Origin of the sequence: Streptomyces manipurensis (assembly GCF_049570255.1) — a bacterium.
GTDB classification, from domain to species: domain Bacteria; phylum Actinomycetota; class Actinomycetes; order Streptomycetales; family Streptomycetaceae; genus Streptomyces; species Streptomyces manipurensis.
Genome location: NZ_CP186950.1, coordinates 2636302 through 2656300, shown reverse-complemented (window position 1 = coordinate 2656300; position 19999 = coordinate 2636302). Strand labels below are relative to the sequence as shown.

The 19999-nt window shown below is 75.0% G+C and carries 17 protein-coding genes and 1 tRNA gene; 7 read left to right on the top strand and 11 right to left on the bottom strand.

Annotated features, from left to right (window positions below; all coding sequences use genetic code 11):
* The first annotated feature begins 12 nt into the window (after positions 1-12).
* Positions 13-1512, top strand: coding sequence for a CoA-acylating methylmalonate-semialdehyde dehydrogenase (locus ACPU2J_RS12180; protein ID WP_423833236.1), 1500 nt, complete (start codon positions 13-15; stop codon positions 1510-1512).
* 110 nt (positions 1513-1622) lie between these two features.
* Here the strand turns inward: ACPU2J_RS12180 and ACPU2J_RS12175 are convergent, their stop codons facing one another.
* The 6 genes from ACPU2J_RS12175 to ACPU2J_RS12150 all read right to left on the bottom strand — a co-directional run bounded on the left by ACPU2J_RS12175 (position 1623) and on the right by ACPU2J_RS12150 (position 8077).
* Positions 1623-2789: a hypothetical protein gene (locus ACPU2J_RS12175; protein ID WP_423833235.1), complete on the bottom strand. Its 1167-nt coding sequence runs from the start codon at positions 2787-2789 to the stop codon at positions 1623-1625.
* Positions 2790-2853: 64 nt separating this feature from the next.
* Positions 2854-3918, bottom strand: a complete 1065-nt coding sequence (locus tag ACPU2J_RS12170) for a WxL protein peptidoglycan domain-containing protein (RefSeq protein ID WP_420080758.1) — start codon at positions 3916-3918, stop codon at positions 2854-2856.
* An 86-nt stretch (positions 3919-4004) separates the two neighbouring features.
* Entirely contained in the window at positions 4005-5300 is a 1296-nt protein-coding gene (locus ACPU2J_RS12165) for a hypothetical protein (RefSeq protein ID WP_361592186.1), read from the bottom strand.
* Positions 5301-5564: 264 nt separating this feature from the next.
* Complete coding sequence (locus ACPU2J_RS12160) at positions 5565-6767, bottom strand: S8 family peptidase (protein ID WP_420080759.1); 1203 nt, start codon at positions 6765-6767, stop codon at positions 5565-5567.
* 204 nt (positions 6768-6971) lie between these two features.
* Positions 6972-7499: an N-acetyltransferase family protein gene (locus ACPU2J_RS12155; protein ID WP_423833234.1), complete on the bottom strand. Its 528-nt coding sequence runs from the start codon at positions 7497-7499 to the stop codon at positions 6972-6974.
* A 44-nt stretch (positions 7500-7543) separates the two neighbouring features.
* On the bottom strand, positions 7544-8077 hold the full coding sequence (locus ACPU2J_RS12150) for a hypothetical protein (RefSeq protein WP_420080761.1): 534 nt from the start codon (positions 8075-8077) through the stop codon (positions 7544-7546).
* 218 nt (positions 8078-8295) lie between these two features.
* Here ACPU2J_RS12150 and ACPU2J_RS12145 point away from each other — a divergent pair, with 218 nt between their 5' ends.
* A complete protein-coding gene (locus ACPU2J_RS12145; RefSeq protein ID WP_420080762.1) occupies positions 8296-8760 on the top strand; it encodes a phospholipase in 465 nt (154 codons plus the stop codon).
* Positions 8761-8811: 51 nt separating this feature from the next.
* On the opposite strand, the gene ACPU2J_RS12140 is transcribed toward ACPU2J_RS12145, so the two are convergent.
* On the bottom strand, positions 8812-9726 hold the full coding sequence (locus ACPU2J_RS12140) for an oxidoreductase (RefSeq protein WP_423833233.1): 915 nt from the start codon (positions 9724-9726) through the stop codon (positions 8812-8814).
* Positions 9727-9773: 47 nt separating this feature from the next.
* Between ACPU2J_RS12140 and ACPU2J_RS12135 the strand changes: the two genes are divergently transcribed.
* The gene (locus tag ACPU2J_RS12135; protein ID WP_423833232.1) at positions 9774-10826 is read left to right on the top strand and encodes an ArsR family transcriptional regulator; all 1053 of its coding nucleotides are present in this window, start codon (positions 9774-9776) and stop codon (positions 10824-10826) included.
* Between the two features lie 7 nt (positions 10827-10833).
* Here the strand turns inward: ACPU2J_RS12135 and ACPU2J_RS12130 are convergent, their stop codons facing one another.
* The 4 genes from ACPU2J_RS12130 to ACPU2J_RS12115 all read right to left on the bottom strand — a co-directional run bounded on the left by ACPU2J_RS12130 (position 10834) and on the right by ACPU2J_RS12115 (position 14210).
* Entirely contained in the window at positions 10834-11952 is a 1119-nt protein-coding gene (locus tag ACPU2J_RS12130) for a sulfite oxidase (RefSeq protein ID WP_423833231.1), read from the bottom strand.
* A 94-nt stretch (positions 11953-12046) separates the two neighbouring features.
* Positions 12047-13318: a phosphoribosyltransferase family protein gene (locus ACPU2J_RS12125; RefSeq protein ID WP_420080766.1), complete on the bottom strand. Its 1272-nt coding sequence runs from the start codon at positions 13316-13318 to the stop codon at positions 12047-12049.
* 281 nt (positions 13319-13599) lie between these two features.
* Positions 13600-13956 (bottom strand): carboxymuconolactone decarboxylase, encoded by a 357-nt coding sequence (locus tag ACPU2J_RS12120; protein ID WP_420080767.1) that lies wholly within the window; start codon positions 13954-13956, stop codon positions 13600-13602.
* A 181-nt stretch (positions 13957-14137) separates the two neighbouring features.
* Positions 14138-14210 (bottom strand) — tRNA-Arg (locus ACPU2J_RS12115).
* Between the two features lie 332 nt (positions 14211-14542).
* Between ACPU2J_RS12115 and ACPU2J_RS12110 the strand changes: the two genes are divergently transcribed.
* The 4 genes from ACPU2J_RS12110 to ACPU2J_RS12095 all read left to right on the top strand — a co-directional run bounded on the left by ACPU2J_RS12110 (position 14543) and on the right by ACPU2J_RS12095 (position 19954).
* Complete coding sequence (locus ACPU2J_RS12110) at positions 14543-16204, top strand: dynamin family protein (RefSeq protein ID WP_420080768.1); 1662 nt, start codon at positions 14543-14545, stop codon at positions 16202-16204.
* 4 nt (positions 16205-16208) lie between these two features.
* The gene (locus ACPU2J_RS12105; RefSeq protein WP_420080769.1) at positions 16209-18068 is read left to right on the top strand and encodes a GTPase; all 1860 of its coding nucleotides are present in this window, start codon (positions 16209-16211) and stop codon (positions 18066-18068) included.
* 99 nt (positions 18069-18167) lie between these two features.
* The gene (locus ACPU2J_RS12100; RefSeq protein WP_423833230.1) at positions 18168-18575 is read left to right on the top strand and encodes a single-stranded DNA-binding protein; all 408 of its coding nucleotides are present in this window, start codon (positions 18168-18170) and stop codon (positions 18573-18575) included.
* Between the two features lie 347 nt (positions 18576-18922).
* On the top strand, positions 18923-19954 hold the full coding sequence (locus tag ACPU2J_RS12095; RefSeq protein ID WP_423833229.1) for a thioester domain-containing protein: 1032 nt from the start codon (positions 18923-18925) through the stop codon (positions 19952-19954).
* Positions 19955-19999 lie beyond the last annotated feature (45 nt).

The following is a 19999-nucleotide window of genomic DNA, read 5'->3' as shown; positions in this document are numbered from 1 at the left end:
GGAGCAATAGGCATGAAGACCGTCAACCACTGGATCGGTGGCAAGACCGTCGAGGGCGCGTCGGGCAACTACGGCCCGGTCACCGACCCGGCCACCGGCGAGGTCACCACGCAGGTCGCGCTCGCCTCGGCCGAGGAGGTCGACGCCGCGGTACGCGTCGCGAAGGAGGCCTTCCAGACCTGGGGGCAGTCCTCGCTGGCCGCCCGCACCAAGGTCCTCTTCGCCTACCGGGCGCTGCTGGACGCCCACCGCGACGCCATCGCCGAGCTGATCACCGCCGAGCACGGCAAGGTCCACTCGGACGCGCTGGGCGAGGTCGCCCGCGGCCTGGAGATCGTCGAGCTGGCCTGCGGCATCACCACCCAGCTCAAGGGCGAGCTGTCGACCTCCGTCTCCAACCGGGTCGACGTGGCCGCCATCCGCCAGCCGCTGGGCGTGGTCGCGGGCATCACCCCGTTCAACTTCCCCGCGATGGTCCCGATGTGGATGTTCCCGCTGGCCGTGGCCTGCGGCAACACCTTCATCCTCAAGCCGAGCGAGAAGGACCCGTCGGCCGCCAACAAGCTCGCCGAGCTGGCCGCCGAAGCCGGACTGCCGGCCGGTGTGCTGAACGTCGTCCACGGCGACAAGGCCGCCGTCGACGCGCTGCTCGCCCACCCCGACATCGCGGCCGTCTCCTTCGTCGGCTCCACCCCGATCGCCCGCCACATCCACACCACCGCCTCCGCCAACGGCAAGCGCGTGCAGGCGCTCGGCGGCGCCAAGAACCACATGCTGGTGCTGCCCGACGCCGACCTGGACGCGGCCGCCGACGCGGCGGTCTCCGCCGCCTACGGTTCCGCGGGCGAGCGCTGCATGGCCATCTCCGCGGTGGTGGCCGTCGGCGCCATCGGCGACGAGCTGGTCGAGAAGATCCGCGAGCGCGCCGAGAAGATCAAGATCGGCCCCGGCAACGACCCGGCCTCCGAGATGGGTCCGCTGATCACCGCGGCCCACCGCGACAAGGTCGCCTCGTACGTCAAGGGCGCGGCCGCCCAGGGCGCCGACGTGGTCCTGGACGGCACCGGCTACACCGTCGAGGGCAACGAGAACGGCCACTGGATCGGCCTGTCCCTCCTCGACCACGTGCGCACCGACTCCGACGCCTACCGCGACGAGATCTTCGGCCCGGTGCTGTGCGTCCTGCGCGCGGAGACCTACGAGGAGGGCGTGGCCCTCATCAACGCCTCGCCGTTCGGCAACGGCACCGCGATCTTCACCCGTGACGGCGGCGCCGCCCGCCGCTTCCAGCTGGAGATCGAGGCGGGCATGGTCGGCGTCAACGTCCCGATCCCGGTGCCGGTGGGCTACCACTCCTTCGGCGGCTGGAAGGACTCGCTCTTCGGCGACCACCACGTCTACGGCAACGACGGCGTGCACTTCTACACCCGCGGCAAGGTCGTCACGACCCGCTGGCCGGACCCGTCCGAGGGCCACCTCGGCGTGGACCTGGGCTTCCCGCGCAACCACTGACCGACCGGGCCCCCCGGCCCCCGGGGGCCTTCGCCCCTCCGTACCGACCGGCCCCCGCGCACCTCGCCGCGGGGGCCGGTTCCGTTCCGGGGCAGGGGCCGAGGCAGGCTTCAGAACCTCGACCAGACGTCCGCCGCGGCCCGGCTCCCCCAGACCGCGTCACCGTGGCCGTAGCCGGGGACCACGCCGAAGGAGACGCGGTCGTTGCCGCCCTCCCGGATCAGCTCGGCGCCGCGCGGGTGGTCGCCCCGCCCCAGCTCGGTGTTGACCCAGGCCACCTCGGCCCGGATCCGGTCCCAGGCGATCGCGTACAGCTCGCCGTCGCCCGCCCAGACCGCGGCGAGATCACGCATCAGCGCGGTCGGCACCAGCCCGCTGCCGAGGGCCGAGGTGGCCGCGTGCCAGACGGGCAGCGGGGTGTGGGCCAGGGTGAACCGGTCCTCGGCGGGCGAGGAGCCGAAGGAGTGGCTGCCCGCGGCGTGGCCCCGGACGTAGATCCAGTTCGCCGGCCCCGGGAGCGACGCCGTGCGGACCAGCGCGAAGTGCGCGAGCCCCGCGTGGGTGAAACGGAGCGAGGGGTCCGGCGGCCAGGGCGCCGCGGAGACCCCGTCCGGGTCGGCGACCGCCTTCGCGACCACGGCCGCGAGCCCCGGATCGACGGTGGTGACGCCCTGCGCGAGCTGCGTGGCGTACGCGTCCCGGGTCGCGGCGGCCCGCTCGGCGAGCTCACCCGTGTACGGCCCGGTCGTGTCCAGGGCCACCACCCGGCGCAGCCGCGGGCAGGTGTCGTGCGAGGCCGCGTCCAGGGCCAGGAGGGCTCCGGCGGAGTGTCCGGCGTACGTGTACGGCAGCTCCAGCAGCGAGTCCAGCGCGCGCACCACCCCCGACAGGTCCCGGCGGTACGCCTCCAGCCCCCGGTCGGCCGTGATGTCGGCAGCGGCGGCGGCGTCCTCGCGGGGCGTGACCCCGACGACGAGGAAACCCCGGCGGCGCAGGGTGTGCGCGAGGTGGTGCCCACCGGGGCCGCCGGGGGTGAAGAAGTCGGCAGCGAAGTTCAGCCCGCCGCCCGGCAGCAGGTAGACGATCCCCTGCGGGGCCCGCGCGGTGTCCGCGACCACGTCCACCGTGACGGGCGCCGGGCCGCCGTCGTCGAGCGGGAGCGTCAGCCGGATCCAGCCTGCGCCGGGGAGGTAGGCCGCGGTGCCGGTGCCCAGGGCCCGTTCGATGCGGGACAGCAGTCCCGTGCCCTTGGCCGCGTCGCCGTGCCGTTGTTCCATTGCAGGAGCCTCCCCCTCGCGACGGTGATGGCCGAATACCGTCACCCGGGGACACTGTCGCCGGTCAGCGGGTTCCAGCCAAGTCCGCCAGGGGCTCGTGCTGTTCGCCCTCGACGGGGCGGCGCCGCCGCAGTACCACCCAGCCGGCGCCCGCGCCCGTCAGGACCAGGAGCAGGCCCACGGCCGGCCAGGGCACGGCCACGAAGTCCGTCCCGGCCACGGAGACCAGATCGGGGTGGGCCGCGGCGCCCGCCCTGACCCGGACGGTCACCCGGTCCGACTGGGGTGCGTCCGGCCACGGTTCGGTCAGCTCGATCCGCTGGCCCGGCAGCAGGGACAGCCGCAGATCACGGTCCGGCCGGTCCAGGACACGACGGCCGAAGAGCCCCTCCGCCGACACCGCCACCTTCGGCTCGACGACCACGTTGCCCCGGTTGACCAGCGTGTACGAGACGGTCGCACGGGCGTCGCCCACCCACGGCAGCAGCGGCGCCGACCGGCTGACGCGTACGTCCTCCACGCTCAGGCCCGCGGTGACGGGCCCCGGGACCCGGAAGTAGACGCGGGCCCCCACCGACCGCTTCACCCCGACCTGGACCTTGCCCTCGCGCTGCACCCCCTCCACGGTCGTGCCGAGGGCGACGATCCCGCCCACGTGGTCGCCGGGCGTCGCGTCCGCGGGGACCGTCACGGTGAACGGGAGGTCCTTGCGGCCCTTCGCGGGCACGGTGACGGTGGCGTCCGGCCCGGCCTCCAGCGCGATCCACGCCCCCACGTCCTTCGGTTTCGCCTCCACCGGCAGCAGGGCGAACGCGCCGCCCGCGGGCGTGTTCACCGCGTCGGTGGCGAAGACCCGGAACGTCAGCTCCCGGTCGGAGGAGTTCAGGACGGTGACGCTGTCGCGCAGGGTGGTGCCGGCCGCGCCCTGGTGGAAGAAGTACGCGCGGTCGGTCGTGGCCGCGCCGGCGGCGGGCGTCGGGAACACCCCCCACGTGCCGTTGTCGGCCGCGGCCGCCCGCCCGGCCGGCAGCAGGACCGCGCCCAGGAGCAGCAGCCCGAGGAGCAGAGCGGAGGGGGAGGCGTGGGTGCCGGTGCCGGTGCGGGCCAGGCTGCTGCTGCGGGTGCGCATGGGCGGTCTCCAGTCGGGCGCGGAAAGGGGAAGGGGTGGTGCGGCGCCGGAGCGCCGCACCACCCGGGGAGGAGCGGCCGTACGGGTCAGGCGATCGAGAAGGTCACGACCGACTGGTAGGTGTCCGCGAACATGAACGGCGGGAGCTGGATCATCCCGGCGCCGCCGACGGCGAACTCACCGCCGGTCAGCTCGTCGCCCCCGGCGGCCTGGGAGGCCACCTTCATCGGGACGTCGGTGATCGCGCCGGGCGTGCCCGCGGTGCAGGTGCTCGGGCTGTCGGGGTTGGTCACGGTGCAGGACGGCTGGATGCCGATCTGCGCCTTCGCCATCGAGTGGCCGGTCGCCTGGTTCACGAACGGCGTGCGCGTCGCCGTCACGTCCCAGCCGAGGGAGCCGCCGCGGAAGTCCTGGACGGTCGCGGCGTTGAAGACGCCGACCACCGACTGGGCCTTGCCGTTGATGGTGACCGAGCCGAAGCTGACGGCCGGCTGGCCGTCCTTCGGCCCGAGGGCCAGCGGCCCGGGCAGGACCTCGACGTCGACCGGGTTCTTCACCCCGGGCTGGTCCTCCATGAACACGAAGGACTTGTACGGGGTGACCGAACCGTCGATCCGGATCGCGTCGGCCTTCTTGGTGACGGTGATGTTGCAGGTGGCGGCGCCGGAGGCGTCCGCCGTGCCGGTGCCGGTGTCACCGGTCGCCGTCCCGGCGAGCAGCGCGGAACAGGTCACCGGACCGGCGGCGAAGTTGGCGCCGTTGACGACGACCGCGGTGCCCGCCGCACCGCTGTTGGGCGTCAGCCTCGTGGTCACCGGATCCTTGGGCAGGGCCTCGACCGCGACCGAGCCGAGCGAGGCGCTCGGACGCGGCGCCGGGGTGCAGGTGGTGGTGAAGACCGAACCGGAGAGGTCCGCGTCGGTCACCGCCAGGTCCAGCGCGACGCCGACCGAGGTGCCCTCCGTACCGTCCGGGATCCTGATCGTCCCGGAGAACGGCTTCGGGTCGAGCGGCTGGCCGGCGACGACCGACACGGTCTCCGGCGGGCTGGTGACCGTCTGGGTGGTGGCACCGACCTTCAGGGTGAGCTTGGTGGTGTTCACCGTGGTGACGGAGAACCCGGGGATCAGCGGGCTCGCGCCCGGGTCGATCGTGATCGGGACGACGTCGCCGGCCTTGGCTCCGTCGGGCAGGGTGACCGTCCAGTTCTGGTTGCCCGAGCCGTCCGGCTGGGGCGCCGGGGCGTCGCAGTTCTCGAAGACGGTCGTGGTCTTGGTCGCGGCCTGCGCGGAGCCCGCCAGGCCCATCACTCCGCCCGTCAGGGCCAGGGAGAGGGCCCCGGCCCCGGCCAGCACTCTTCGTCTGAGCGTTCTCGTACTCACTGGGTCGCGACTCCTTCGTCATGACGAACCCCTCCCCCCACCCGCTGTGTGGGGGAGGCCGAGCCGGTGCGGTGGCCGACATTGACGCGTCGCGGTGATGAGAAGTCAATGACTTGCTTTCGCCCGAAGCACACACAAATTGATGGCCCATCAGGGACGGTCTGATGAGCCACCCGGTACCGACCGGTCGGGCCGGTGCACGGGTGGCACGGGTGGCGATCGGCGGGGCGGTGGGGGCGGTGGGGGCTGTGGGGGCGGCCGGGATCAGCGGTGGGCCGTCGGCGAGGTGTGCAGCAGCAGGTTCGCGGTGCCGGCCGGGAGTCCGGTGATCCGGTCCGGGACGGCAGCCTGCCGCAGCGCCTCGGACACCTGCGCCGGTGTCCGGGCGGCGCCGCGCGCCAGCAGCAGCGCGGCGGCCCCCGCCACGTGCGGGGCGGCCATCGAGGTGCCGGAGGCCCGGGCGGTGGCGCTGGCGGAGTCCTTCCCGGCGGAGGTGACGGCCACCCCCGGCGCCGAGAGGTCCACGCAGCGGCCGTGGTTGGAGAACCGGGCCCGCCCGTCCGCGGCATCCGTCGCGGCGACGGTGAGGGCCTGCGGGACGGCGGCCGGGGACCCCTTGCAGGCGTCCTTGCCGCCGTTCCCGGCGGCCGCGGTGAAGGTGATCCCGGAGGCGACGGCCCGGCGCACCGCGGCGTCCAGGGCGCGGCTGCGGCTGCCGCCCATGCTCAGGTTGGCCACCGCCGGAGTGGCGGGGTTCCGGCCGGCGTCCTTGATCATCCAGTCGAGGCCCTTGACCATCCCGGACACCCTCCCGGAGCCGCGGCAGTCGGCCACCTTGACGGCCACGAGGGAGACGCCCTTCGCGACCCCGTACGTCTCCCCGCCCACGGTCCCCGCGACGTGCGTCCCGTGGCCGTTGCAGTCGCGGGAGCCCTCCGTCCGCACCGCGTTGTAGCCGTTGCGGGCCCGGCCGCCGAACTCGCGGTGGCCGGTGTTGATCCCGGTGTCGAGGACGTAGACGGTCACGCCCTCGGCCTTCGTGGCGTACGTGTACGAGCCGTCCAGCGGCAGTTCGCGCTGGTCGATCCGGTCCAGCCCCCAGGGAGCGGCCGCCTGCGCCGCCGGGGCGTCGGGGGCGTCGGGCGCAACGGGCGCCGCGGGGGCGATGCGGAACTCGGCGTCCGGCTCCACGGAGGCCACCCGGGGGTCGGCGGCCAGCGCGGCTGCCCGCGCGGCGGTGGTACGCACGGCGAACCCGTCCAGCGCGGCCTCGTACATGTGCAGGACCCGGTCTCCGGCCGCCGTCACCTCGGCGACCAGGGCACGGGTCGGCACGCGCGAGGCGGTGTCCTTGAGGACGACGACGTAAGGGGCGAGGGGCGCTTCGGAGCGCGGCGGTGCGGCCGTGGCCGTGGCGGCGACGGCGAGGAGCGCGGCGGCGGGGAGCAGCGGGGCGATGGGGGTCATGCGGCCGATGCTCGGCGAGCGGTGCGCGGCCCGCGCGGAGGGTGCGCCGACTGGCCCCACGACACGCCGCCCCCCGAGCGAACCGCCCTCCGGCCAGGGTCGCGGGGGCGCGGGGGAGAGCCGGAGCCGCGCCCCGGCCTCGGGTTACCCGCGCCCGCCCGGCCCGTGGGCGCCCCGGCCCCAGGGGTCGGGGCAGGCTCGGGGTCAGGGTTCGAGGGGCCAGCCGCGCATGGTGAACACGCCCTCGTCGCGCGCGCCCGAGGAGTCGTACGTGGCCAGGGCCGCCTCGTTGTCCGTGTCGACCCCCACCCACATGCCGTAGCAGCCGCGCGCCTTCGCCTCCTCCGCGAGCGCCAGCGTCAGCGCGCGGCCGATGCCGCGCCGCCGGTACCCCTCGTCCACGGACAGCTCGTACAGGCACATCTCCGTGCCCTTGTCGGGATGGCTCATCTCGACGCCGGAGACCATCCCGGCCGGGACGCCGTCCACGTAGGCGATGAGCATCAGGTGTCCGGGCGCCGCGAGGAAGCGCTCGGACCACTCCTCGCGGGCAGGCCCGTCGAAGAGGGCTTCTGCGGCCGACAGTTCGGCGGTGGTGAGGGCCCGTCGGATGTCCATGGCGGTCACGATAGTGCGCGCCCGCCCCGTTCCGAGCCGAAGCCGGGCACGACGCGTCCGTCCGCCGCGGACCCCTCCGGTCCTCCTCCGTCCCCCCGACTGCCCACCGCGCAACCACCTGCGGCCACCGCACAGTTGCCGGGCATCGCCGCGAGAGGTCAGCCCGTCGTGCGCGGTGCCTGCGGCGTCCGGGGCGTGTGGGCGGCCGGCTGCGCGGGGGCGCCCGGGGACCTGGTGCCGTCGGTCCAGGCGTAGACCCGCTTGCCGCGCACGGCCACCTGGTACTGGTGGACGTCACGGCACTCGGAGCGCACCCCGGCCCGCAGCGCTCCCGGCCACCACTTGGCGTGCAGCTCCGGATCGCCGAGCTTCTTCGGCGTGCCCGCGGTGCACTGCGGGCCGTCCAGCGGGGTCTCGCCCAGGGTGAACCGGATCAGCCGGGCCTCGCCCGTCGTGCGCACCCGTATGCGGACGTCCGTCGCGTCCCTGGGTATCCACGACGGGAGCGCGAACGCCGCCTCGGCCCGTACCGGCGCGTCGGCGGCCGTGGCGAAGCGCCTGCCCTTCTCCTTGTAGACCTTGTGGTCGATCGTGTCGGTCACGGGGTTGGGCGGGAGGTTGGGCAGCGCGAAGGCGGCCGTGGCGAGCACTCCCACGGTGGCGGCGGCGATGACGAGCGGACGGCGGTTCATGCCCACCATTCTCGGCCGCCGCACCCTCCGGGCGCGTCCCTCCTCAGAACGAACCAGGCGTGCGCCGCAGGTCCCACACGGCGTCATACCTGGGAGGGGTGCGGGTCAGGGAAGCGCAACGCGCAGTAACCGCACGCCGGTCCGCGCCGTTGGCCGGAGTGATCCGTTCCGGCCCCGTCCCCGCCCAAGTCCCATCCCCGCCCCCCTCCGAGGACCCCATGCGCCGTCGCCGCCTCCTTCCCGCCCTCGCGACCACCGCGGCCACCGCCGTGCTCGCGCTCGCCCCCACGGCCTGGGCCGCGCCCGCGGTCCCCGCCGACAAGCCGCAGGTGCTGAGCCGCTGGACACAGCCCGACGCCGCCAGCCGCGACGCCTGGGCCGACGCCCGCGCACACCGCGACGCCTGGGCTGCGTACGCCTTCGACTGGTCGACGGACTACTGCACCTCCTCCCCGGACAACCCCTTCGGCTTCCCCTTCGCCATGGCCTGCGCCCGCCACGACTTCGGCTACCGCAACCACCGTGCGGCAGGCCTCTTCCCCGCCGCCAAGGCACGCCTCGACCTGGCCTTCCACGCGGACATGAAGGCGGTCTGCGCCCCGTACCCGGGCAAGCGCCGCACCTCCTGCGAGGGCACCGCCTGGACCTACTACCAGGCCGTCCGCCTCCTCGGCATCTCCTAGTGCGGTGACCGCAGAAGTTCACCGCGCCCCGAAAACCCTCCGGCCACAGCACTAGCGGGGTGACTGCCCCCGGTGCGCCGCGGACAGGCGGGTCAGGTCGTCCTGGGTCAGCTGCAGGGTGGCCGCCGCCACGTTGTCGGCGAGGTGGGCGGGGTCGCCCGTGCCGGGGATCGCGAGGACGTGCGGCCCCTGCCGGAGGGTCCAGGCCAGCCGGACCCGCGCCGTGCTGACCCCGTGCTCCCGGGCCACGGCCGACACCTGCGGGGGCTCCGCCCCGCCGGCGTCCGCGCCCCCCTCCCGGCCGGTGCCGGCGATCGCGTAGAACGGCACGAAGGCGATGCCCTGTTCGCCGCAGGTGCGGACGAAGGCGTCCTGGTCGGGACGTACCCCGATGCCGTACATGTTCTGCACGCACACCACCGGCGCGATGGCCTGCGCCTCCGCCAGGTGGTGCGGCTGCACGTTGGACAGGCCCAGGTGGCGTACGAGCCCGGCCTGCCGCAGCTCCGCCAGGGCCCCGAAGCGCTCGGCGATCGAATCGGAGCCGACGATGCGGAGGTTCACCACGTCGAGGTGGTCCCGGCCGAGCTGGCGCAGGTTCTCCTCGACCTGGCCGCGCAGCTGGTCCGGCCGGGCGTGGGGGATCCACTCCCCGGAGGCGTCGCGGCCCGGTCCCACCTTGGTGACCAGTACGAGGTCCTCCGGGTACGGGGCCAGGGCGCGGTTGATCAGCTCGTTGGCTGAGCGCAGCGGCGAGAAGTAGAAGGCCGCGGTGTCGATGTGGTTGACGCCGAGTTCCACGGCGCGGCGCAGGACGTCGACGGCCCGGTCGCGGTCGCGGGGTACGGCGTCGCCGACGAGGGCCTCGCCGGTCTGGGCGAGGCGCATGGCACCGAAACCGATCCGGTGGACCGTGCGGTCGCCGAGCGTCCAGGTGCCGCCCGCAGTGATCGTCTGTGAGGTCATGGCGGGAGGATGGCCGCCCGGTAGGCTGCCGGGCCAACGATTAAGTCATGTGTGAATCCCGGGGGGCGAGGGTGCGGGCGGAGCTGGCGTTCTCGGTGGGGGACCTCGCCCAGATGCGGTTCTCGGTCTCGCCGATGTGGGAGGTCGGGCCCGGCCTGCGCCTGCTCCGCTCCGGCCGGGACCACCCCGTGCACCGCAGGTGGACCGCGCAGGTGCGGCCGCGGCTGGCCGCCGCCGGCCTGGACCGGGGCCGGCTCGCCGAACTGGTCCCGCCCACCGGGTACGTGCCCGACTTCCTCAACCCCGCGCCCGCCGGCCCGGCCCCCACCCTGGAGGAGGAACTGGCCGCGATCCGCGCGACGCCCCTCGGGCGGATCCGCGCGGAACTGGACCGCCTGGCGGGCGAACAGGGCTCCCTCGGGCCCCGGCTGCGCGCCCTCCACGACGGCCGTGACGACGCCCTGTCCGCCCTCACGGAGGAGATCGCCGCCTACTGGGAGGTGGCGCTGGCCCCCTACTGGGCCCGGATCCGCGCCGTGCTCGAAGCGGACGTCTTCCACCGCACCCGGCAGGTCGCCGAACACGGCGCCGGCCGCCTCTTCAACGACCTGCACTCGTCCGTGAGCTGGGGCGACAGCACGCTGCGGCTGTCCGGGCGGCACCGGCCGCTGTCCCGGCGCGGCGCCGGCCCCGGACTGCTGCTGATCCCGTCCGTGTTCACCGGGCCGGTCCCGTTCACCCGGGTGACGCCGCCCGATCCGCCGCAGCTGGCCTATCCGGCGCGCGGTACGGGCACCCTGTGGGAGGTCCGGCGGGCGGACGGCGGCAACAACGCCCTGGCCGCCGTGCTCGGGAGGTCGCGCGCCCTGCTGCTGGCCGAGCTGGAATCCCCGGCGACCACCGCCGAACTCGCCCGCCGCACCGCGCTGTCGGCACCCGCGGTGTCGCAGTTCCTCGGCGCGCTGCGCGGTGCCGGCCTGGTGAGTGCGCACCGGGCGGGGCGCTGTGTGCTGTACGCCCGTACGGCCGCGGCCGAGACCCTGCTCGCCGCCTCCGCCTCCGCCTCCGCCGCTACGCGGGCGGGCGCCGGGGGAGCGTGACGCCCGCTCAGCAGCACAGCACGGGCGCCCGCTGGACGAGGTTGTTGCCGAAACCCCCGCGGTTCCACGGCTGTTCGAGGGGCTGGGTGCGGCCCTCGCCGTCCGTGGCGCGCACGCTGAGCGTGTGCCGGCCCGGTACGGCTTCCCACACGCAGGTCCAGGCCTGCCAGGCCCACGGATGCGGCCCCCGCGGTTCCACCGCGGCCTCCGTCCAGGTGCGGCCCCCGTCGCCGCTGAACTCCACCCGTACGACGGGCCCGTACCCGGACCAGGCCCGCCCGTGCAGCCGTACGGGACCCGGGTGCACGACCCGGGTGCGGGACATGAAGTCGGGGAAGCCCGGCGGGGCCATCAGCGCGCGCGGCTCGATCCGGGTGACCGGCTCACCGGGGGAGTCCGGGGCCTCGTCGGCCCGCCGGTAGCGGTAGGCCACGGACTGCTGGAAGCCGGTGAACGGCGCGTCGACCAGGGTGATCTCGCGCAGCCACTTGACGTGCGCCATCCCGTACCAGCCGGGGACGACCAGCCGCAGGGGGGATCCGTGCTGCGGCGGCAGGGGCAGGCCGTTCATCGTGTGGGCGAGGAGCACCCCGGAGCCCTCCCCGGTGGCGCCGACGGGAAGGCTGCGCCGGTAGTCCTGCTCGACCCCGCGTTCCACGCCGTGGTCGGCGCCGGTGAAGACGGCCTCCACGGCCTCCGGCCGCACCCCCGCCTCGGCGAGGACCAGGTGCAGGGGGACGCCGGTCCAGTCGGCGGTGCCCACGGCCCCGGTCAGCCACGGCTGGCTGACCGGCCGGGGCGACAGCAGCGCCCGGCCGTTGCCCGCGCACTCCATGGTGACGCGGTGGGTGACGGAGGGCAGCGCCCGCAGTGCCGCGAGGTCCAGCGACAGCGGGGCACGGACCAGCCCGCGGACGGCGAGCCGCCAGTCGTCCGGGTCGGCGGCGGGGATGTCGTAGTGGACCAGGACGTAGTGCAGCCCGGGCGGGGTGACCTCGTAGCGCAGGGCCTCCAGTGGAAGGCCGTGGTTGCGGGCCGCGAGCGCCAGCTCCTCCCGGCTGATGCCCTCACCGGCCGCCGCGGTCCGCGCGGGGGCGCTGGCATCCCGTACGGACACCTGTTCCATGCCCCCATCGTCGCGCGGTCCGCCCCGCACGGCACCTCCTCGGCCCGCCGGAGCCGTGCCCCTGAGGACACCTGAGGACGCCTGCGGACACGGCCTACGGCGTGAGGTGGCCGACGAACCAGTCCCTGGCGAGCCTGGCCACCTCGTCCAGCGCCCCGGGCTCCTCGAAGAGGTGGGTCGCCCCGGGCACGACGTCCAGGCGGTTCTCGCAGCGGAGCTCCTCCTGCGCCCGGCGGTTGAGGTCGAGCACCGCCGGGTCCCGGCCGCCGACCACGAGCAGCGTGGGCGCCCGTACGCCGCCGAGCCTGCCCGCGGCGAGGTCGGGGCGGCCGCCCCGGGACACCACGGCGCCGATGTCGGCGTCGGCGGCGGACGCGGCCCACAGCGCGGCCGCGGCCCCGGTGCTGGCCCCGAAGTAGCCGACGGCCAGCGGTTCGCGGCGGCGCAGCCAGGCGGTGGCCCCGGTCAGCCGTGCGGCGAGGGTGCCGATGTCGAAGACGTTGGCGCGGTCACCCTCCTCGGCGGGGGTGAGCAGGTCGAAGAGGAGCGTGCCGAGCCCGGCCCGGTTCAGCTCCGCCGCCACCGAGCGGTTGCGGGGGCTGCGGCGGCCGCTGCCGGAACCGTGGGCGAACATCACGACGGCGGCGGCCCCCACGGGCACGGCGAGGTCCCCGGCGAGCGCGGTGCCGCCCGCGTCCACCTCCACCGGGGTCGAGGCCGGCGACCTGGCCGAGGCCGCCGCGCGGGCGAGCAGGGTGACGACCTCCTCGTCTGAGGTCTGGGAGAAGTCCTCGTACCACTCGCCGACCGCCCGGAAGGCGGCCGGCGCGGACAGGCACACCACCTCGTCCGCCGCCTCGCCCAGCCGGGCCACCGCGTCGGGCGGCGCCACCGGCACGGCCAGCACCACGTGAGCCGCGCCCTGCGCGCGGACGACCTGGCAGGCAGCGGCGGCCGTCGCCCCGGTCGCGATCCCGTCGTCGACCACGATCACCGTCCGGCCGTCCAGGGCCACCCGCGGCCGGTCCCCGCGGAAGGCCCGGGCGCGCCGGGCGAGCTCCGTCTGCTCGGCGCGTTCGACGGCCTCCAGGTCCTGCGGCGTCAGCCGGCTGGTCCGGACGATGTCCTCGCTGATGACCCGTACGCCGCCCTCCCCGATGGCACCGAACCCGAGCTCCCGGTGGTGCGGTACGCCGAGTTTGCGCACCACGATCACGTCGAGGGGGGCGCCGAGCGCACGCGCCACCCGGAAGGCCACCGGGACGCCCCCGCGGGGCAGGCCCAGGACGACGGGACGCTCGCCCTCCAGATGCCGCAGCGCGGCGGCGAGACGTTCGCCGGCGCCCGCGCGATGGGGGAACAGCACGACGGTTCACCCCCGAACCGGGGAGGGGAAGGAGCACCACGTGCGCGGCCGCCCGCACACACTTCGACGCAACCCCATGCGCGGCACACCCGCAAGTCGGCCCGGGCGACGGACAGCGGGCACGGGGCACGGGCACAGGCACGGGACGCGTGCGAAAGCCCTCCGCGCAGGGAGGGCTCCCACGGTGTACGACGGCCCCGGTGGGCCGTCGCACGGTGTCCACCGGTAGAGCGCCAACGGGGCCCGGTGGCAGCCCCGTTGGGTTCCGGAACGGCTCCTGATCAGCCCCTGCCCTGGCTGCGCGACTCGGCCGCGGCCATGGCCTCGGCCTCGGACTCGGCCATGGCGATCGCGACGCCGAAGGCCTGCGCGATGTGGCCCGCGGCCGACATCACGCGCGCGGTTCCGACGACGGGGGCGATCGCGACCAGGACGTCCTGAAGTTTTTCCACCGTCATGTCGGCCTTGATGGCGGGATCCATGTGGGCCATATACGAGATGGCGGGGGCGTCCATCGCCACGAGTGCGGCGATTCGGGTGATGATCAGGGTCTCCCGGTCCATGTTGCAGTGCTCGATGGAATCGATCGTCATCGCGGCGAGCGTCTCGAGGACGGGAGCGTCGGAGGCAGTGGCCATGCTCGTTCCGCCTTAGGTGCGGGGGGAGCCGGCGCGCGGCGCGCCGGCGCATTGCCTCCTCACCGTACGGTCGCCCCGGACCGCCCGCATATCGGCGCCGTCCGGAGGGAGTTCGGCGGAACACCCCTGACCTGCACGGAAGCCCTCCGCTGGGGGAGGGCTTCGGGAGGTGGAGAAGATGTGCCCCCGGCAGGACTCGAACCTGCGGCCAAGTGCTTAGAAGGCACCTGCTCTATCCACTGAGCTACGGGGGCCGGAAGGTGGCCGTGGTGGGCCTGGAGCCCCTGGTGGGGGTGGGGCTGTGCTCCGTGCCGGGTCAAGGATAGGGCTCCGGTCGCCTTGTCCCGGTTGCTTCACTCGCGGGCCACGATGTGGAGGTTCGGTGAAGCGGTCCCGATAATCGCAGGCAGGTGCGATTCTCGCATCGCTTTTGCGCCGCGACGCCCCTGGTGTTGTGCACTCGTTATGCCTGCGCCCCACTCGTCCGCGGTGACTGGATTGTCCCGCTGGAGTCGCGGTCGGCGCGCAGAGGACGTATAAGCTTCAAAAATGGTCCTAAATTGGGCATTCTTCGCATGTGGTGACCTTGGATGTTCGGCCTCAGCTGCTCGATGCCCTGTCCGCCCTGCGCGACCGGGTCGCGTCCGTACGTCTGCCGTTGCCCCTGCCCGGCGCCCCCAGGGCCCGCCAGACCAGGGCCGAGCTGCTGGCGCAGCTGGACGACTACCTCGTACCGCGCCTGAAAGCGCCCGAGGCGCCGATGCTCGCCGTCGTCGGCGGGTCCACCGGGGCTGGTAAGTCCACCCTCGTCAACTCCCTCGTCGGCCGGCAGGTCAGCGAGGCCGGCGTGCTCCGCCCGACCACGCGCACACCGGTGCTCGTCTGCCACCCGGACGACCACCACTGGTTCGCCGGGATGCGGGTGCTCCCCGACCTGATGCGGGTCTGGGTGCCGCACGAGGAGGACGAGGACCTGGCGCCCGCCTCCTCCGCGGGCCGCGCCGCCCACGGGCTCCACGGGCCGGGACGCGGTCGGTCCGGCGCCCGGAGCACCGGCCGCGGCGGTCACGAGACCCGCGAGATGCGGATCGAGACGGTCTCCAGCCTCCCGCGCGGACTGGCCATCCTCGACGCCCCCGACATCGACTCCCTCGTCGTCGAGAACCGGACGCTGGCCGCCGAACTCATCTGCGCCGCCGACGTCTGGGTGATGGTCACCACCGCCTCGCGGTACGCCGACGCCGTCCCCTGGCACCTGCTGCGCACCGCCAAGCAGTACCGGGCCACACTCGTCACCGTCCTCGACCGGGTCCCCCACCAGGTGCTCGCCGAGGTCTCCCGCCAGTACGGGGCCCTGCTCACGAAGGCCGGCCTGGGCGAGGTGCCCCGCTTCACCGTCCCCGAACTCCCCGAATCGACCGGCGGGGGCGGGCTGCTGCCCGCCAGCGCCGTCGCCCCGCTCTACGCCTGGCTCGCCCACCACGCCCAGGACCCGGCCGCCCGCCAGTACGCCGTCGGGCGCACCGCCCATGGGGCGCTGGACTCCCTGCGCCGCCGGATGCCCGAACTCGCCTCCGCCGTCGCCGCCCAGCACGCCGCCGCCGTACGGCTGACCTCGGCCGTCGAGGACGCGTACCGGCGCGAGGGCAAGCGGGTCCGGGGCCGCCTCGACAACGGCGCCGTACTGGCCGGGGACGCCCTGACCCGGTGGCGCGGCTACCCCCTCGACACCAGCGCCGCCGAACTCCTCGACTCCCTCGCCGAATCCCTCTCCGCACTCCTGCAGTGCGCCGTCGCCGCCGCCGACGAGCGGATCGCCGAGTCCTGGCGCCGCGAACCGGCCTCCGGCGCCGTGCCGCTGCCCGCACCCGACCGGGAGGCCGGCGACCGCATCGACGTGGCCGTGCGCCGCTGGCGGCGCGTGCTGGAGGAACTCGCCGAGGAGGAGGTGGCCAAGCTCGACAAGCAGCCGCCCCCCGACGCCGACGCGGTCGCGGCCCTCCTCGCCGCCGCCCTCCTCGGCGGCAGGCGGGCGCGGCCCGCGGGCGAGAAGCTGGCCGAACGGATCGGCGCACAGGCCGCCCTGAGGCTGCGCGACCGGGGCGGCGAGCTGATCGGGGACCACCTCGACCAGGTGCTGCGCGCCGAACGGGACCGCAGGCTCGCCCCGCTGGAAGCCCTCGAAGTGACCCCGGAACCCCAGGCCGAACTGATCGCCGCGCTGTCCGTACTGCAGAAGGAGAGGTGACCCGGTGACCGCCCTGACCGACCGCACCGACGACCGCTGGGACGACGGCCTCATCGCGCGCTCGCGCCCCCGCCCCGTCGCCGGGACCGGCCAGGACGCCGACGCGGACGACGCGGATCAGGCGGGCGAAGCGGGCGACGACGCGCTCGTACGGGCCGTCTCCGGCGCGGGCAGCGACGGCGGGAAGTCGCCCGCGCCCCCGCTCAGCCCCGAGGGACAGGCCCTGCGCCAGCGGCTCGACGCCCTGCGCCAGCTGGTCGGACTGTCCCGCACCCGGCTCGACGGCAAGACCCTCGCCGAGGCCGGGCGGGTCCTGGACGAGGCCGCGGCGCGCCGCGGCCTCTCGCCCCAGCACACGGTCGTCGCCATCGCCGGAGCCACCGGAAGCGGCAAGTCCACGCTCTTCAATTCACTCGCCGGAGTGCAGATCTCCGAGACCGGACTGCGCCGCCCGACCACCGCGGCACCCATCGCCTGCAGTTGGTCCGACGGAGCCGCCGGCCTGCTCGACCGCCTGGAGATTCCCGGCCGGCTGCGGCGCCGGCCCCGCGAGAGCGCGGAGGCGGAGGCACTGCGCGGGATGGTCCTCGTCGACCTGCCCGACCTGGACTCCGCGGTCGGCGCGCACCGGGACCACGTGGACCGCGTACTGGCCCTGGTCGACGCCGTGGTGTGGGTCGTGGACCCGGAGAAGTACGCCGACGCGGTGCTGCACGAGCGCTACCTGCGCCCGCTCGCCGGACACGCCGAGGTGACCCTCGTCGTGCTCAACCAGGTGGACCGGCTGCCCGGAGAGGCCGCCGACCTCGTCCTGGACGACCTGCGCCGCCTCCTCGACGAGGACGGCATCGCCCTCGGCGAGCACGGCGAACCGGGCGCCACCGTCCTCGGCCTGTCCGCCCTGACCGGCGAGGGGGTCGGGGAACTGCGCGAGGTCCTCGGCCAGTTCACCCAGGAGCGGGGCGCCGCGACCCGGCGGATCTCCGCCGACGTCGACCGCGCCGCCGTCCGCCTGCGGCCGCTGTACGTCGCCGACGGGCATCCGGGACCGGAGATCGGCGAGGCGGCCCGCGAGCAGTTCGAGGACCGGCTCGCCGAGGCCGTCGGCGCCGGCGCGGCCGGACTCGCCGCCGAACGGGCCTGGCGGCGCAACGCGGGCAAGGCCTGCGGCACCCCGTGGCTGCGGCTGTGGAGGTGGTACGAGAACCGGCGCGCGCCCCACACCCTGGCCGGACTCGCCGCGCTGGCCGCGATCGGCGGCCGCGGGCAGAACACCGCCCAGGCCCCGGCCGAGGAGGAGGTGACCGCGCGCCAGCGCGTGGAGCAGGCCGTACGGGTCGTCGCCGACGAGGCGGTCATCGGCCTGCCCGACCCGTGGGCGCAGGCGGTCCGGGAGACCGCGGTACGCGGCGCGGAGCACCTTCCGGAGGCGCTGGACGAGATCGCGGTGACCCTCGGGGCGGCGGAGGTGCAGTCCGGCACCAGGCCGCCGCGGCCCGCGTGGTGGCCGGCCGCGGTCCTGACGCAGGCGGCCATGACGCTCCTGCAGATCTTCGGCGGGCTGTGGCTGGTCGGGCAGATCGCCGGGCTGCTGGAGCCCAAGCTGATGCCGCCGGTGCTGCTGATGGTGGCGGGCATCATCGGCGGTCCGCTCGTGGAATGGGCCTGCTCCATCGCGGCGCGCGGCCCGGCACGGAGGTACGGGCAGGACGCCGAGCGGAGGTTGCGGCAGGCGGCGGCCGGGTGCGGGCGGGCCCGGGTGCTGGAACCCGTGGCGGCGGAGCTGCTGCGCTACCGGGAGGTGCGCGAGCAGTACGCCACGGTCGCCGCAGGGGGGAGCCGGTTGTCCACAACCCGCCAGTAGTCCACAGGGCGGACCGTCCCGACGGCCGTCCGGCCAGCATGGGTCGTAGCCCGTACGGATGGTCCGTGCGGCGCGGGACGACGGGGGAGGGCGGCCGGGATGTACGACACCCAGGTGACGCTGGTGGGCCACGTGGCGACGCAGGTCGACTACAAGGAGACGGTGAACGGCCCGTCGGCGCGGTTCCGGTTCGCGGTGACACCGCGCTACTGGGACCGGCGCAAGGACACGTGGACCGACGGGACCACGAGCTTCTACACGGTGTGGGCGCGGCGCACCCTCGCGGTGAACCTGGCGGGTTCCGTGGCGGTCGGCGAGCCGCTCGTGGTGCACGGGAGGCTGCGGGTGCGGGAGGACCCGCCCGACGGCGAGGGCAACCGCTGGTTCTCCGCGGAGATCGACGCGACCGCCGTCGGCCACGACCTGAACCGCGGTACCGCCGCGTTCCGCCGGGTGGCCAGGACCGATCAGCCACTGATGGCCACTCAGAATTCGTCGGTGGTCTGAGTGTTCGAGGCGGTTAGGATTCCCCGGTACTCACGGGCACCTGGGCCTCCGGCCCGAAGGGGAAGACTGTGTCGATTGCCGTTCCCGCATCCTCCGCTCCTGGTTCTCCTGCTCCTGCCGGCCCTCCGGGGACTTCCGGTTCCCCGGGTCATGCCGGTCCCGCCGGTCCCTCGGGGGCCGCTCCGGCGGCCGCCGGAGCGGAGGCCCCCGGCGGGCCCCGGGGTGCCGCGCGGCGCCCGCTGGCGGCCGCGCTGCTGGCCGCGGCCCTCGCCGCCGCCGCGCCCGCGGGGAGAGCCGCCGCGGACTCGGGACCGCTGCCGACCCGCGTGCCCGAGGGTGCGAGCGCCGTGCTGGACGGGCTGAAGACGTACGGCCAGGCGGTGCTGCGCGGCGGGGACGGATCAGTGCGCCAGATCCACGCCGGGCTCTACGAGATGCGGGTCGACGGCGGCGGCATGCTCCAGACGTACGGGGTCGGCGTGTCGGGCAACGCCCAGCCGCAGTCCCGCTACACCGAGGGCGGCTGGAACGGCAGCCCGCTCGCGGGCAACGGGCAGGCCGGCCGGATCCGCTGGGTCCTGGAACACTCCTACCCGCAGCTCAACGACCTGGCCGGACTCGCGAAGGCGGCGGGGGCCGGCGCGCTCACCGCTGAGAGCGCGGCGGCCGGGACCCAGGTGGCGATCTGGCGGCTGGCGGACGGAGCACGGGTCGAGGCCGCCGACCCGGCGGCCGAGAAGCTCGCCGACTACCTCCAGCGAGCGGCGGGGCAGCTGCCGGAGCCGCCCGCCTCGCTGGCGCTGGACCCGGGCGAGGTGTCGGGGCCGGTCGGCACCCGGATCGGTCCGGTGACCGTGCGGACCGGAGCCCGCAGCGTCTCGGTCACCCCGGACGCCGCGGCCCTCGCGATGGGCGTGCGGGTGGTGGACGCCGAGGGGCAGCCCCTGACGAGCGCGGCCAACGGCAGCCGGCTGTACTTCGAGGTCCCCGCCGGCACCCCGGACGGGACGGCCTCGGTCACCGTGCAGGGCGCGACCAAGGTGCCGGTCGGCCGGGTATTCACCAGCGGGGTGCCGGCCCAGGCGCAGATCGTGGCGGGCTCCAGCGAGTCCGCGGCCGCCGCCCTGGCCACCGCGGCCTGGCCGCCCGCCCCGGCGCCCGACACCGAGACGGCGGCCGCGCCCGGCTCGGGGGCGAGCGCGCTCGGCACTCGGGCCGCGTCCCTGCCCACCTCCTCCCCGGACGAGGAACGCCTGGCGACCAGCGGCAGCTCCGCCGCCACCCCGGTCATCGCCTCCCTGGCGGTGGGTCTGGTGGTCCTGGGCGGCCTGGTGGTCCTCCTCCTGCGCAAGCGCCCCCTGGAGGAGGGCGAGGAGTAGGAGGTCCCCGGCTCCTGGATCATGCGGCGGCGGGGCCGACGAGCG

Excerpts from the sequence above, each read along its gene's own strand:
- ACPU2J_RS12180 (WP_423833236.1), top strand. The coding sequence starts at position 13 with ATGAAGACCGTCAACCACTGGATCGGTGGCAAGACCGTCGAGGGCGCG.
- ACPU2J_RS12175 (WP_423833235.1), bottom strand. The coding sequence starts at position 2,789 with ATGGAACAACGGCACGGCGACGCGGCCAAGGGCACGGGACTGCTGTCC.
- ACPU2J_RS12170 (WP_420080758.1), bottom strand. The coding sequence starts at position 3,918 with ATGCGCACCCGCAGCAGCAGCCTGGCCCGCACCGGCACCGGCACCCAC.
- ACPU2J_RS12160 (WP_420080759.1), bottom strand. The coding sequence starts at position 6,767 with ATGACCCCCATCGCCCCGCTGCTCCCCGCCGCCGCGCTCCTCGCCGTC.
- ACPU2J_RS12150 (WP_420080761.1), bottom strand. The coding sequence starts at position 8,077 with ATGAACCGCCGTCCGCTCGTCATCGCCGCCGCCACCGTGGGAGTGCTC.
- ACPU2J_RS12145 (WP_420080762.1), top strand. The coding sequence starts at position 8,296 with ATGCGCCGTCGCCGCCTCCTTCCCGCCCTCGCGACCACCGCGGCCACC.
- ACPU2J_RS12140 (WP_423833233.1), bottom strand. The coding sequence starts at position 9,726 with ATGACCTCACAGACGATCACTGCGGGCGGCACCTGGACGCTCGGCGAC.
- ACPU2J_RS12135 (WP_423833232.1), top strand. The coding sequence starts at position 9,774 with ATGTGTGAATCCCGGGGGGCGAGGGTGCGGGCGGAGCTGGCGTTCTCG.
- ACPU2J_RS12130 (WP_423833231.1), bottom strand. The coding sequence starts at position 11,952 with ATGGAACAGGTGTCCGTACGGGATGCCAGCGCCCCCGCGCGGACCGCG.
- ACPU2J_RS12120 (WP_420080767.1), bottom strand. The coding sequence starts at position 13,956 with ATGGCCACTGCCTCCGACGCTCCCGTCCTCGAGACGCTCGCCGCGATG.
- ACPU2J_RS12100 (WP_423833230.1), top strand. The coding sequence starts at position 18,168 with ATGTACGACACCCAGGTGACGCTGGTGGGCCACGTGGCGACGCAGGTC.